Source organism: Streptomyces sp. NPDC091280 (assembly GCF_044768565.1).
In the GTDB taxonomy this organism is placed as follows: domain Bacteria; phylum Actinomycetota; class Actinomycetes; order Streptomycetales; family Streptomycetaceae; genus Streptomyces.
The window spans coordinates 640,149-652,435 of record NZ_JBIVUZ010000003.1 but is presented as its reverse complement, the minus strand read 5'-3'; the positions used below and the strand labels follow the sequence as shown (position 1 = coordinate 652,435).

Here is a 12,287-nt window from a genome sequence, read left to right as displayed (position 1 = left end):
GCCGCCACTCACCCAGGAGTCACCACCGTGACCGACGTAGACAACGGCGTCCTGCACACCCTGTTCCACTCGGACCAGGGCGGTCATGAGCAAGTCGTGCTCTGCCAGGACCGGGCCAGCGGCCTCAAGGCCGTCATCGCCATCCACAACACCGCGCTGGGCCCCGCGCTGGGCGGCACGCGCTTCTACCCCTACGCGAGCGAGGCCGAGGCCGTCGCCGACGCGCTCAACCTCGCCCGCGGGATGTCGTACAAGAACGCCATGGCCGGCCTGGACCACGGCGGCGGGAAAGCCGTGATCATCGGCGACCCGGAGCGCGACAAGACCGAGGAACTGCTGCTCGCCTACGGCCGGTTCGTGGCCTCGCTCGGCGGGCGGTACGTCACCGCGTGCGATGTCGGCACCTATGTCGCCGACATGGACGTCGTGGCGCGCGAGTGCCGCTGGACGACCGGGCGCTCGCCGGAGCACGGCGGCGCGGGCGACTCCTCCGTACTGACCGCCTTCGGCGTCTTCCAGGGCATGCGGGCCAGCGCGCGGCACCTGTGGGGCGATCCGTCGCTGCGCGGTCGCCGGGTCGGCGTCGCGGGCGTCGGCAAGGTCGGGCACCACCTGGTCGACCACCTGCGGGACGAGGGCGCCGAGGTCGTCGTCACCGATGTGCGCGAGGAGTCCGTACGGCGGATCCTCGACAAGCACCCGGCCGGTGTGAGCGCCGTCGCGGACACGGAGGCGCTGATCCGGGTCGAGGGGCTCGACATCTACGCCCCCTGCGCCCTCGGCGGTGCCCTGGACGACGAGACCGTGCCGGTGCTGACCGCCCAGGTGGTGTGCGGCGCGGCCAACAACCAGCTCGCGCACCCGGGTGTCGAGAAGGACCTCGCCGACCGCGGGATCCTCTACGCGCCGGACTACGTGGTGAACGCCGGCGGGGTGATCCAGGTCGCCGACGAGCTGCACGGGTTCGACTTCGAGCGGTGCAGGGCGAAGGCCGCGAAGATCTTCGACACCACGCTGGCCATATTCGCACGTGCGAAGGACGACGGTATTCCGCCGGCCGCGGCGGCCGACCGGATCGCCGAGCAGCGGATGCACGAGGCGGCCTCGCGGAACAGGTGAGCGGTACCCGCCGGCGGCGACTTGGAGAGAACTCTCACGTTCGTCGGCGGGTCGCCTGCCAAGAAGTGGTTAAAATCGCGGTTGACCAGCGAGGACAGGGCACCTCGCGGGTCCTGTGGCCCGGCACGTGCTGCGGGCGACGTACCGTATGGGCGCGGGCTCAGGTACCGTGGAAGCCCTACGGACCGGTCTCTCCACGGAGAGTCCGTTCCAGATCATGAACGCGTGTCAAGACTCTGGGGCCACCGAGCCCCGTATCCGAGGGGGTCGAGCCATGGGGCGCGGCCGGGCAAAGGCCAAGCAGACGAAGGTCGCCCGCCAGCTGAAGTACAGCAGCGGCGGGACTGACCTCTCGCGTCTGGCCAATGAGCTGGGCGCTTCGACTTCGAGCCAGCCGCCGAATGGCGAGCCGTTCGAGGACGACGACGAGGAAGAAGACGACCCGTACGCTCAGTACGCGGATCTCTACAACGACGACGACGAGGACGAGGACGACGAGTCCGGTCCCCAGTCCCAACGTCGCGGAGCTTGACGCAACAGCGTCCCTCGCAGTTTCCGCATATCCGGAACAACTGCACCTCACCCGGTCCGGGGCAACACCGCCGGACCGGGTTTTGTGCTGCCGTTCGGCAGCCGGCCGCTCCGGTCAGGCCGCGTAGTCCCCGACCAGCTCCGCGCCCGTCGCGTGGTCGCCGCGCTCGGTGATCTCGCCGGCCACCCAGGCCTCGACCCCGCGGTCGGCCAGGGTCTCCAGGGCCACGTCCGCGGACTCCTCGGGGACGATCGCGATCATGCCGACGCCCATGTTCAGGGTCTTCTCCAGCTCCAGGCGCTCGACCCGGCCGGTCCTCCCGACCAGGTCGAAGACCGGCGCCGGGGTCCAGGTGGAGCGGTCCACGATCGCGTGCAGGTCGTCCGGGATCACCCGGGCGAGGTTGGCGGCGAGCCCGCCGCCGGTGACGTGCGAGAAGGCGTGCACGTCGGTCGTGCGGGTCAGCGCCAGGCAGTCCAGCGAGTAGATCTTGGTGGGCACCAGGAGTTCCTCGCCGAGGGTGCGGCCGAGTTCGTCGACGCGCGCCTCCAGCTCCAGGCCGGCCTGGTCGAGGAGGACGTGCCGGACGAGCGAGTACCCGTTCGAGTGAAGTCCGGAAGCGGCCATGGCGATGACCGCGTCACCCGCGCGGATGCGATCCGCGCCGAGCAGCCGGTCGGCCTCCACGACGCCCGTACCGGCGCCCGCGACGTCGAAGTCGTCCGGGCCGAGCAGTCCGGGGTGTTCGGCCGTCTCGCCGCCGACCAGGGCGCAGCCGGCCAGCACACAGCCCTCGGCGATGCCCTTGACGATGGCCGCGACACGCTCGGGGTGCACCTTGCCGACGCAGATGTAGTCGGTCATGAAGAGCGGCTCCGCGCCGCACACCACGATGTCGTCCATGACCATCGCGACCAGGTCGTGGCCGATCGTGTCGTAGACGCCGAGGCGGCGGGCGATGTCGACCTTCGTGCCGACGCCGTCCGTGGCGGAGGCCAGCAGGGGGCGCTCGAACCGCTTGAGGGCGGAGGCGTCGAAGAGTCCGGCGAAGCCGCCGAGGCCGCCGAGGACCTCGGGGCGCCGGGTCTTCTTGACCCACTCCTTCATGAGTTCTACGGCGCGGTCGCCCGCTTCGATGTCGACGCCTGCGCTGGCGTAGCTGGCACTGGTCTCGGACATTGCCTGGGATCTTTCGCGTTGATGGGTGCGGCGGGGCCGCGGTGGTGCCGCCGCGGGGCCGCGGCGGGGCCTACGGGCGACGGATCGCGTCGGCGGCGGCCGTGGCGGCCGGACCGGCCGCCAGCTCGGTCTCCAGGAGCTGCTTGCCGAGCAGCTCGGGGTCCGGGAGGTCCATCGGGTACTCGCCGTCGAAGCAGGCCCGGCACAGGTTCGGCTTGGCGATGGTGGTCGCCTCGATCATGCCGTCGATGGAGATGTACGACAGGGAGTCGGCGCCCAGCGAGGTGCCGATCTCGTCGATCGTCATGCCGTTGGCGATGAGTTCCGCGCGGGTGGCGAAGTCGATGCCGAAGAAGCAGGGCCACTTCACGGGCGGCGAGGAGATCCGGATGTGGACCTCGGCGGCCCCGGCCTCGCGGAGCATGCGCACCAGCGCCCGCTGGGTGTTGCCGCGCACGATCGAGTCGTCGACGACGACCAGGCGCTTGCCCTTGATGACTTCCTTCAGCGGGTTCAGCTTCAGGCGGATGCCGAGCTGCCGGATGGTCTGCGAGGGCTGGATGAACGTACGGCCGACATAGGCGTTCTTCACCAGACCGGCACCGAACGGGATGCCCGAGGCCTCCGCGTAACCGATCGCGGCCGGGGTGCCGGACTCCGGAGTCGCTATGACCAGATCGGCCTCGACGGGAGCTTCTTTGGCGAGTTTCCGGCCCATCTCCACACGGGAGAGGTACACGTTCCGACCGGCGATGTCGGTGTCGGGGCGGGCCAGATAGACGTACTCGAAGACACAGCCCTTGGGCTTCGCTTCCGCGAATCGGGAGGTGCGCAGGCCGTTCTCGTCGATCGCGACGAACTCGCCCGGCTCGATCTCGCGCACGTACGCGGCGCCGCAGATGTCGAGGGCGGCGGACTCGGAGGCGACGACCCAGCCGCGCTCCAGGCGGCCGAGGACCAGCGGGCGGATGCCCTGCGGGTCACGGGCCGCGTAAAGCGTGTGCTCGTCCATGAAGACGAGCGAGAAGGCGCCCTGGACCTTCGGGAGGACCGCGTGGGCGGCCTCCTCGATGGTCAGCGGCTTGCCGTCGGGGTCCTCCTGCGCGGCGAGCAGCGCCGTCAGGAGGTCCGTGTCGTTGGTCGCGGCCACCCGCGGGGTGCGACCGCCCTCCTTCTTCGGGAGGTCGGCGACCATCTCCGCGAGCTGGGCGGTGTTGACCAGGTTGCCGTTGTGCCCGAGCGCGATCGAACCGTGCGCGGTGGCACGGAACGTCGGCTGGGCGTTCTCCCACACGGAGGCGCCGGTGGTCGAGTAGCGGGCGTGACCGACCGCGATATGACCCTGGAGCGAACCGAGCGAGGTCTCGTCGAAGACCTGGGAGACCAGGCCCATGTCCTTGAAGACGAGGATCTGCGAGCCGTTGCTGACCGCGATTCCCGCGGACTCCTGGCCTCGATGCTGGAGGGCGTAGAGCCCGAAGTAAGTGAGCTTGGCGACCTCTTCACCGGGAGCCCAGACTCCGAAGACGCCACAAGCGTCCTGGGGTCCTTTCTCACCGGGGAGCAGATCATGACTGAGTCGACCGTCACCACGTGGCACGGCACCGAGTGTAGGCGAGATCGACCACTGGTCCGAATTCGGGATACGCGCCTGCAATGGATCACTCGCCGATGCCACGGCCCTCACCAGCGAAAACGCGGAAAGCTGCGCTACGGCGGCCCGGTCGGCCGCCCTACGAGGTGAGCGGTCGCACATCCTGTCGCGCCCCGATCGGCCCCGATCGGCCCCGACCAGCTCCGAACCGGTGTCAGGACATGATCGGCAACAGGTCTCCGAGGTCGGCGCGCTCGCCGCTCGCCCGCACCTGTGCGGCCTCCACCGCGTCCCGCCACGAGGTCCGGCCGGTCGCGAGCCGCGTCCAGGTCAGGGGGTCCGTCTCCACGACGTTGGGCGGGGTGCCGCGCGTGTGCCGGGGGCCCTCGACGCACTGCACGACGGCGTACGGCGGGACGCGCACCTCGGTCGAGCCGCCGGGCGCCTTCGCGGCGAGCGCGTCGGCCAGCAGTCGGGTGCAGGTGGCCAGGGCCTGGCGGTCGTAGGGGGTCGCGAGGCCGGGGACCGCGGTGTTGAGGTCGTCGGTGTGGACGACCAGTTCGACGGTGCGGGTGACGAGGTAGTCGGCCAGGGGGATGGCGCCGGCGTTGGTCTGGAGGAGGCGGGTGCCGGGGTTCGTGTTCAGGTGGTCGGTGAGGGTCTGCTCGATGTCGGCGAGGTGGGTGGGGAGGTCGGGGTGCTCCTCGACCATCCGGCGGGTGAACTCGTCGATCGCCACCGAGCTGGCGCCCGTCGCGAACGGCCAGTCCAGGAGTACGGCGTCCTGCGTGGGCGGCTCCGGCAGGGCGAGGGCGCGCTCGATCGCCGTGAGCGCCATGCCGATGTGCGCGACCAGTTCTCGTACGGTCCAGTCGCCCAGGCGGGTGGGGAGGGCTAGTTGCTCGGGGGTGAGGGTGGCCACGGCCTGCCGTACGTTCCCGAACTGGGCGAGGACCGCGGTGCGGGTCTTGGCGGGGTCGTATGTGCGGGCGCGCTTCTTGGCCGGGGGCATGGGTGGGAGCCTAATCCGCGGGTCGGGGTGGGTGTCGGGGTGGCGCCGGGGCGGCGTTGGGGCGGCGTTGGGGTGGGTGTCGGGGTCGTGGCGGTACGGCGAGCCCGCCGCGGTCGCGCCCCTCTGTCAGTTGCCAGGTGGACGGCGTGGGGACCAGCTAAGCGGCGGGCTCGCCGTACCGCCACGACCCGCTCCCGTCCGTCGTGCGGCCACCAGCGCCCGTGGCACGTCGAGTCATGTGGCTTGTGGGGTGGTGGGTTTGTGGGCGTAGTTGGCCAGGCCGTGTTCGACCAGGTCGAAGGCTTGGGTGGCTCTGGTGGTGGCGTCGGCGGTGACGTCGTCCACTGATTCGCCGGCGTCCAGGCGGCGGTGGTGATCTTCTACGAGGGCGTTGCGGGCGGCGGTGAGGGTGGCGGCGGCGATCAGGGCCAGGACGGGGTCGCCGGTCTCGTCCGTGAGGACGTCGGCCAGTTCGCGGGCGCCCTTCTCGGAGCTGAGGTAGGCGCGCTCCCTCAGGACCGGGGTTCGCATGACGAGGTGGCGGATCCGGCGTCCGAACGGCTCGACGTGCAGGCCTATCGACGGGTCGCGGTTCTCGATCAGCTCCAGGAACTGTCTGCGTACGGCGGCCACCGCGGACTCGCCGGGGGCGCGGTCGCGGACGGCTCGGGCCGCGTCGGAGAAGTGCTCCTCGATGGGGCGGAAGACCAGGTCCTCCTTGGTGCCGAAGTAGTTGAAGACGGTCATCTTGGACACCTCGGCCGCGTCCGCGATCTCCTGCACCGAGACGGCCTCGAAGCTCTTCTCCAGGAACAGTTCGACGGCTGTGCGGTAGATCCGCAGCTCCGTCTGGATCTTCTTGCGTTCGCGCAGCCCCATCGCCTCAGCAGCCATGACATCACTGTACCAAGATTATTTATGGGTCGGGATTAAAGATTGGCTCGGATTAAATGTTGACTCGGTATATGTCTTTGCCGCATCGTGGGGGCATGACCGAGAATCAGCGCCGCATCGGCTTCCTCATCTGTCTTGTCACGATCGTTCTGGCCGTTCTGGACATGCAGATCGTGTCCGCCGCGACCGTGCCGATCGTCCGCGATCTGGACCCCGCCCATGGCATCGACAAGATCCCCTGGCTGGTCAGCGCGTTCGCGCTGGCGTCGGCCGCCGTGCTCCCGCTGTACGGCAAGCTGTGCGACACCCTCGGCGCGAAGCGCGTCTTCCTGACCGCCGTGGGGGTGTTCCTGGTCGGCTCGGCGTTGTGCGGGGCGGCCCAGTCCATAGGGCAGTTGATCGCCGCGCGGGCGGTGCAGGGCATCGGGGCCGGCGGGCTGCTGAGCGTCACGATGGTGGTGATCGCCGAGTTGAGAGGGCCCGGTGAGAAGGACGCCAAGGGCGCGGGCATGGGCGGGGTCGTCTCGGGCGGCGGGATGGCCGTCGGTCCGTGGATCGGCGGGATGCTCGCGGACCACGCGAGCTGGCGCTGGATCTTCTACATCAACCTGCCGCTCGGCCTGGCCGTGCTGGTCCTCGGCGCGCTCGTCCTGAAGCTGCCCCGGAGGTCGCAGCGCCATCGCATCGACTTCCTGGGCGCGGCCCTCGCCGCCTTGTTCTCGGCGGCGCTGCTGCTGATGACCGAGTGGGGCGGCAAGCAGTACCCGTGGGCGTCGCCGCAGATCGCGGGGCTGGGTCTGACCGCCGTGGCCGCGCTGGCTCTCTTCCTCTGGCGTCAGAAGACGGCGGCCGAGCCGATCCTCCCGCTGTCCCTGTTCCGGGTGCGGGAGTTGCGGTGGGGGTTCGCCATCCAGGGGCTGATGGGGGCCGCCATGGTGGGCGCCATGTACTACGTCATGGTCTATCTCCAGGTGGCCCGTGGCATCAGCAGCTCTTCGGCCGGTCTGTATCTGCTGCCCATGGCCCTCGGGATGACCTCGGTCGGCATCCTCTCCGCGAGGCTCACCGAACGGGGCTGGCAGGAGCGGACGTTCGTGACGGTCGGCTCGGCGATCGGCGCGGTGGCGTTCCTGTCCCTGTCCACTCTGGGTACGGGCACTTCCCTGTGGCTGCTGCGCGGGGATCTGCTCCTGGTCGGGATGGGCTTCGGGCTCCTGCTCGGCCAGCTCATCCAGCTGGTCCAGGACGCGGCGCCCCGGCACCAGCTGGGGGTGGCCACCACCGCCACCCGCTTCTTCCAGACCCTGGGCACGGCCCTGGGCGCGGCGCTCTTCGGCACGGTGGTCACCCGGCTGTACGACGGGCCCGGCCCGCTCGCTTCACTGACGGGGGCGGCCCGGGTGGCGGGCGTGGACTCGTACGTCGACGCGATGGGCTCGGTCTTCTTGTGCGGGGCGGTGTTGATGGGGGTGTGCGTGGTGATGGCGTTGCGGTTGCCGGGGCGGCTCGGTGCCCGGGGTGCCGGGCCGGGTGCCGGACGGGGTGGCGAGGTCGTCGGTGCTCAAGTGGTCGAGATTCCGGGGGAGTTGAGTCCGGTTCCGGTATCGCGACGGGGGTGAGTCGGGACCCTCGGGCGGGAGACGCGACAAGGAACGGCGCGCGGTTCGGCTCAGGAGGTCCGACATGCGAAAGCGTTCGTGGGGCGGTCGTCTTCGTGACCGCTCCACGAACGCTTTCGACGTCCGGCGCGAGGACCGCTATGCCAGCAGGGCCGGGATCGTGCCCTCGTGCGCCTCGCGCAGTTCGGCCAGGGAGAGGGTGAACTCGCCCTGGACATCGATCGATCCGCCGTCCACGACACCGATGCGCGTGACCGGCAGGCCCCGCGCGCCGCACATGTCGTTGAAGCGGACTTCCTCCGAGCGCGGGACGGCGACGACCGCGCGGCCCGCCGACTCCGAGAAGAGGAAGGTGAACGCGTCCAGGCCGTCCGGGACGATCAGGCGTGCGCCCTTCTCGCCCAGCAGGGCCGACTCCACGACCGCCTGGACCAGACCGCCGTCGGACAGGTCGTGCGCCGAGTCGATCATGCCGTCGCGGGAGGCGGAGATCAGGATCTCGGCGAGGAGCCGCTCGCGCTCCAGGTCGACCTTCGGGGGCAGGCCGCCGAGGTGGTCGTGGACGACCTGGGACCAGGCCGAGCCGCCGAACTCCTCGCGGGTGTCGCCGAGGAGGTAGAGCAGCTGGCCCTCCTCCTGGAAGGCGACCGGGGTGCGGCGGGCGACGTCGTCGATCACGCCCAGGACCGCGACCACCGGGGTCGGGTGGATAGCGACGTCGCCCGTCTGGTTGTAGAGGGAGACGTTGCCGCCGGTGACCGGCGTGCCCAACTGCTGGCAGGCGTCGGCCAGTCCGCGGATCGCCTCCGCGAACTGCCACATCACCGCCGGGTCCTCGGGCGAACCGAAGTTCAGGCAGTCGGAGACCGCGAGGGGCTTCGCACCCGTCGTCGCCACGTTCCGGTACGCCTCCGAGAGCGCCAGCTGGGCGCCCGTGTACGGGTCCAGCTTCGCGTAGCGGCCGTTGCCGTCCGTCGCGATGGCCACGCCGAGGCCGGTCTCCTCATCGATGCGGATCATGCCCGAGTCCTCGGGCTGCGCCAGCACCGTGTTGCCCTGCACGAAGTGGTCGTACTGCGAGGTGATCCACTTCTTGGACGCCTGGTTCGGAGACGACACCAGGGCCAGGACCTGGGACTTCAGTTCCTCCGAAGTCGCGGGCCGGGCAAGCTTGTTGGCGTCGTCCGCCTGGAGCGCGTCCTGCCAGGACGGGCGGGCGTACGGGCGCTCGTAGACCGGGCCGTCGTGTGCGACCGTGCGCGGGTCGACGTCGACGATCTTGCCGCCGTGCCAGAAGATTTCGAGGCGGTCGCCGTCGGTCACCTCGCCGATGACCGTGGCGATGACGTCCCACTTCTCGCAGATCGCGAGGAAGCGGTCGACCTTGGACGGCTCCACGACCGCGCACATCCGCTCCTGCGACTCGCTCATGAGGATCTCCTCGGGCGAGAGCGTGGAGTCGCGGAGCGGTACGTCGTCCAGGGTGACCGTCATGCCGCCGGAGCCGTTCGACGCCAGCTCGGACGTAGCGCAGGACAGGCCCGCCGCGCCGAGGTCCTGGATGCCGACGACCAGCTTCTCGGCGAAGGCTTCGAGCGTGCACTCGATGAGCAGCTTCTCCTGGAAGGGGTCGCCGACCTGGACGGCGGGGCGCTTCGAGGGCTTGGCGTCGTCGAAGGTCTCGCTCGCGAGGATCGACGCGCCGCCGATGCCGTCGCCGCCCGTGCGGGCGCCGTAGAGGATGACCTTGTTGCCGGCGCCGGAGGCCTTCGCGAGGTGGATGTCCTCGTGCCGCATGACGCCGATGGCGCCCGCGTTGACCAGCGGGTTGCCCTGGTAGCAGGCGTCGAAGACGACCTCGCCGCCGATGTTGGGCAGGCCCAGGCAGTTGCCGTAGCCGCCGATGCCCGCGACGACGCCCGGGAGGACGCGCTTGGTGTCGGGGTGGTCCGCCGCGCCGAAGCGGAGCGGGTCGACCACGGCCACCGGGCGGGCGCCCATCGCGATGATGTCGCGGACGATGCCGCCGACGCCCGTGGCCGCGCCCTGGTACGGCTCGACGTAGGACGGGTGGTTGTGCGACTCCACCTTGAAGGTGACCGCGTAGCCCTGGCCGACGTCGACCACGCCCGCGTTCTCGCCGATGCCGACGAGGAGGGCGTCCGACTGGGGGGCCTTCTCGCCGAACTGGCGGAGGTGGACCTTGGAGGACTTGTACGAGCAGTGCTCGGACCACATGACGGAGTACATGGCCAGCTCGGCGCCGGTCGGGCGGCGGCCGAGGATCTCCACGACCCGCTCGTACTCGTCCTTCTTCAGGCCGAGTTCGGCCCAGGGCAACTCGACGTCGGGGGTCTCGGCCGCGTGCTCGACCGTGTCCAGAGGCGTCCGGCTCATGCGCCCACCAGCTTCTTGAGGATCGAGGTGAAGAAGGGGAGGCCGTCGGTGCGACCGGACCCGATGAGCGGCTCGACCGCGTGTTCGGGGTGCGGCATGAGTCCTACGACGTTGCCCGCCGCGTTCGTGATGCCGGCGATGTCGCGGAGCGAGCCGTTCGGGTTGAGGTCCAGGTAGCGGAAGACCACCCGGCCCTCGGCCTCCAGCTCGTCGAGCGTGTGCTCGTCGGCGACGTAGCGGCCGTCCATGTTCTTCAGCGGGATGTGGATCTCCTGGCCCGCGGTGTAGTCACCGGTCCAGGCCGTGCCCGCGTTCTCCACCCGCAGTTTCTGGTCACGACAGATGAAGTGCAGATGGTTGTTGCCGAGCATCGCGCCGGGCAGGAGGTGCGCTTCGGTGAGGACCTGGAAGCCGTTGCAGATACCGAGGACGGGGAGTCCCGACTTCGCCTGCTCGATGACCGTCTCCATCACCGGCGAGAAGCGGGAGATGGCACCCGCGCGCAGATAGTCGCCGTAGGAAAAACCGCCCGGGAGGACGACCGCGTCGACCTGGTGGAGGTTCTTGTCCTTGTGCCAGAGGGCGACCGGTTCGGCGCCGGCGAGGCGGATCGCGCGCTGGGTGTCCCGGTCGTCGAGGCTGCCCGGGAAAGTGACGACGCCAATACGAGCGGTCACTTCGCGGCCTCCGCGACTTCCTCCACCTTGACGGTGAAGTCCTCGATCACGGTGTTGGCGAGGAAGGATTCCGCAAGATCGTGGATGCGGGCGAGGACGGCCTCGTCGACCGGTCCGTCAACTTCCAGTTCGAATCGCTTTCCCTGACGTACGTCGGAGATGCCTTCGAAACCCAGGCGCGGCAGCGCACGCTGGACCGCCTGGCCCTGGGGGTCGAGGATCTCCGGCTTGAGCATGACGTCGACTACGACGCGTGCCACGGGCACTCCCGGTGGTGTGGTGCTGAGCTGGTGCCTTCAGACTACCCGTACAAAAATTCTACGCGAGTAGATTAGTAGGAACCTACGTGACCGCGATCACGATCCGGTATCGGAGGGGGGAGTTCACGAAAAGTTACGGGAAAGATCCCCGATCGCCCCCGGATACCTATTGCACTCGGACACGCGGACAGATTTAGTCAGGCTTCACAATGCATTGCCGGGCACTGTACAAATGAATTAGAAATAACCAACACTCGGCACATCACCACAGCTGAGCTGTATCGAGTGCCGCACGAAGGGACCGATATTCGTGGCGCAGAAGGTCGTGGTCACTCTCTTTGACGACATCGACGGCTCGGAAGCGGCGGAGACGATCGCCTTCGGACTCGACGGCAAGTCGTACGAGATCGACCTGAATCAAGCCAATGCCAAGAAACTGCGTAAGGCGCTCGCGCCGTACGTGGACGCAGGTCGCAAGCGGTCGCGGTCGGGCAAGGCCTACCGCCAGACCGAGGTCGCCCCCGACCCGGCGGCCGTCCGCGCCTGGGCACAGGCGAACAAGATGGACGTGCCGGCCCGCGGACGCATCCCCAAGAAGGTCTACGAGGCGTTCGCCGCCGCGCAGTGAGCGGTCGCCGTGGGACTGGGCCGACGACCGGTCACCGGGCCCTCGGGGGAACCGACTTGCGCTGCACCCCTCCTGGTCAGCTAGAGTTCGGAGCACGCCGAGGGGCGAGGCCGAAAGGCCCAGCTCACGGAGTACAAGCGGGTGTAGTTCAGTAGCAGAACATCCTCCTTCCAGGGGGAAGGCGCAGTGTGCAATTCCTGTCACCCGCTCTGCATCGCCGTCCAGACCACTCCGGTGGATCGGGTAGGCTGGTGCTCGCGCCGATCGGTGAGAGCCGGTCGGAGGCAATGCGGACGTAGCTCAGTTGGTAGAGCGCAACCTTGCCAAGGTTGAGGTCGCCAGTTCGAACCTGGTCGTCCGCTCGGGAAGAAGGCCC

The 12,287-nt window shown here is 69.3% G+C and carries 11 protein-coding genes and 2 tRNA genes; 6 read left to right on the top strand and 7 right to left on the bottom strand.

The window, feature by feature from the left end:
* Window positions 1–27: 27 nt before the first annotated feature.
* Both ACIQPR_RS13055 and ACIQPR_RS13050 read left to right on the top strand, forming a co-directional pair.
* Entirely contained in the window at window positions 28–1,119 is a 1,092-nt protein-coding gene (locus ACIQPR_RS13055) for a Leu/Phe/Val dehydrogenase (RefSeq protein ID WP_403646261.1), read from the top strand.
* 274 nt (window positions 1,120–1,393) lie between these two features.
* Window positions 1,394–1,651, top strand: a complete 258-nt coding sequence (locus ACIQPR_RS13050; RefSeq protein ID WP_019061825.1) for a DUF3073 domain-containing protein — start codon at window positions 1,394–1,396, stop codon at window positions 1,649–1,651.
* A 114-nt stretch (window positions 1,652–1,765) separates the two neighbouring features.
* On the opposite strand, the gene purM is transcribed toward ACIQPR_RS13050, so the two are convergent.
* The 4 genes from purM to ACIQPR_RS13030 all read right to left on the bottom strand — a co-directional run bounded on the left by purM (window position 1,766) and on the right by ACIQPR_RS13030 (window position 6,330).
* On the bottom strand, window positions 1,766–2,830 hold the full coding sequence (gene purM / locus ACIQPR_RS13045) for a phosphoribosylformylglycinamidine cyclo-ligase (RefSeq protein ID WP_403646258.1): 1,065 nt from the start codon (window positions 2,828–2,830) through the stop codon (window positions 1,766–1,768).
* A gap of 70 nt (window positions 2,831–2,900) precedes the next feature.
* Window positions 2,901–4,430: an amidophosphoribosyltransferase gene (gene purF / locus ACIQPR_RS13040; RefSeq protein WP_403646256.1), complete on the bottom strand. Its 1,530-nt coding sequence runs from the start codon at window positions 4,428–4,430 to the stop codon at window positions 2,901–2,903.
* 208 nt (window positions 4,431–4,638) lie between these two features.
* A complete protein-coding gene (locus ACIQPR_RS13035; RefSeq protein ID WP_403646253.1) occupies window positions 4,639–5,436 on the bottom strand; it encodes a sterol carrier family protein in 798 nt (265 codons plus the stop codon).
* A gap of 234 nt (window positions 5,437–5,670) precedes the next feature.
* Window positions 5,671–6,330, bottom strand: a complete 660-nt coding sequence (locus ACIQPR_RS13030; protein ID WP_403646250.1) for a TetR/AcrR family transcriptional regulator — start codon at window positions 6,328–6,330, stop codon at window positions 5,671–5,673.
* Window positions 6,331–6,425: 95 nt separating this feature from the next.
* Here ACIQPR_RS13030 and ACIQPR_RS13025 point away from each other — a divergent pair, with 95 nt between their 5' ends.
* Window positions 6,426–7,949 (top strand): MFS transporter, encoded by a 1,524-nt coding sequence (locus tag ACIQPR_RS13025; RefSeq protein ID WP_403646247.1) that lies wholly within the window; start codon window positions 6,426–6,428, stop codon window positions 7,947–7,949.
* 138 nt (window positions 7,950–8,087) lie between these two features.
* Here ACIQPR_RS13025 and purL read toward each other — a convergent pair whose 3' ends face one another.
* The 3 genes from purL to purS are packed head-to-tail and all read right to left on the bottom strand — an operon-like array spanning window position 8,088 to window position 11,283.
* On the bottom strand, window positions 8,088–10,346 hold the full coding sequence (gene purL / locus ACIQPR_RS13020; RefSeq protein ID WP_403646245.1) for a phosphoribosylformylglycinamidine synthase subunit PurL: 2,259 nt from the start codon (window positions 10,344–10,346) through the stop codon (window positions 8,088–8,090).
* Window positions 10,343–11,023, bottom strand: a complete 681-nt coding sequence (gene purQ, locus ACIQPR_RS13015; protein WP_403646242.1) for a phosphoribosylformylglycinamidine synthase subunit PurQ — start codon at window positions 11,021–11,023, stop codon at window positions 10,343–10,345. The genes purL and purQ overlap by 4 nt, the downstream gene beginning before the upstream one ends.
* Complete coding sequence (gene purS / locus ACIQPR_RS13010; RefSeq protein ID WP_020124274.1) at window positions 11,020–11,283, bottom strand: phosphoribosylformylglycinamidine synthase subunit PurS; 264 nt, start codon at window positions 11,281–11,283, stop codon at window positions 11,020–11,022. The genes purQ and purS overlap by 4 nt, the downstream gene beginning before the upstream one ends.
* A 310-nt stretch (window positions 11,284–11,593) precedes the next feature.
* On the opposite strand from purS, the gene ACIQPR_RS13005 reads away from it, so the two are divergent.
* The 3 genes from ACIQPR_RS13005 (at window position 11,594) to ACIQPR_RS12995 (ending at window position 12,273) form a co-directional block, all read left to right on the top strand.
* The gene (locus tag ACIQPR_RS13005; RefSeq protein ID WP_019073805.1) at window positions 11,594–11,911 is read left to right on the top strand and encodes an Lsr2 family protein; all 318 of its coding nucleotides are present in this window, start codon (window positions 11,594–11,596) and stop codon (window positions 11,909–11,911) included.
* Window positions 11,912–12,048: 137 nt separating this feature from the next.
* Window positions 12,049–12,120, top strand: a tRNA-Gly gene (locus tag ACIQPR_RS13000).
* An 80-nt stretch (window positions 12,121–12,200) separates the two neighbouring features.
* Window positions 12,201–12,273, top strand: a tRNA-Gly gene (locus ACIQPR_RS12995).
* Window positions 12,274–12,287 lie beyond the last annotated feature (14 nt).

Bases quoted from the DNA above. Each gene is read 5' to 3' on its own strand.
- purL (WP_403646245.1), bottom strand. From the start codon at position 10,346: ATGAGCCGGACGCCTCTGGACACGGTCGAGCACGCGGCCGAGACCCCC.
- purM (WP_403646258.1), bottom strand. From the start codon at position 2,830: ATGTCCGAGACCAGTGCCAGCTACGCCAGCGCAGGCGTCGACATCGAA.
- ACIQPR_RS13050 (WP_019061825.1), top strand. From the start codon at position 1,394: ATGGGGCGCGGCCGGGCAAAGGCCAAGCAGACGAAGGTCGCCCGCCAG.
- ACIQPR_RS13035 (WP_403646253.1), bottom strand. From the start codon at position 5,436: ATGCCCCCGGCCAAGAAGCGCGCCCGCACATACGACCCCGCCAAGACC.
- ACIQPR_RS13030 (WP_403646250.1), bottom strand. From the start codon at position 6,330: ATGGCTGCTGAGGCGATGGGGCTGCGCGAACGCAAGAAGATCCAGACG.
- ACIQPR_RS13025 (WP_403646247.1), top strand. From the start codon at position 6,426: ATGACCGAGAATCAGCGCCGCATCGGCTTCCTCATCTGTCTTGTCACG.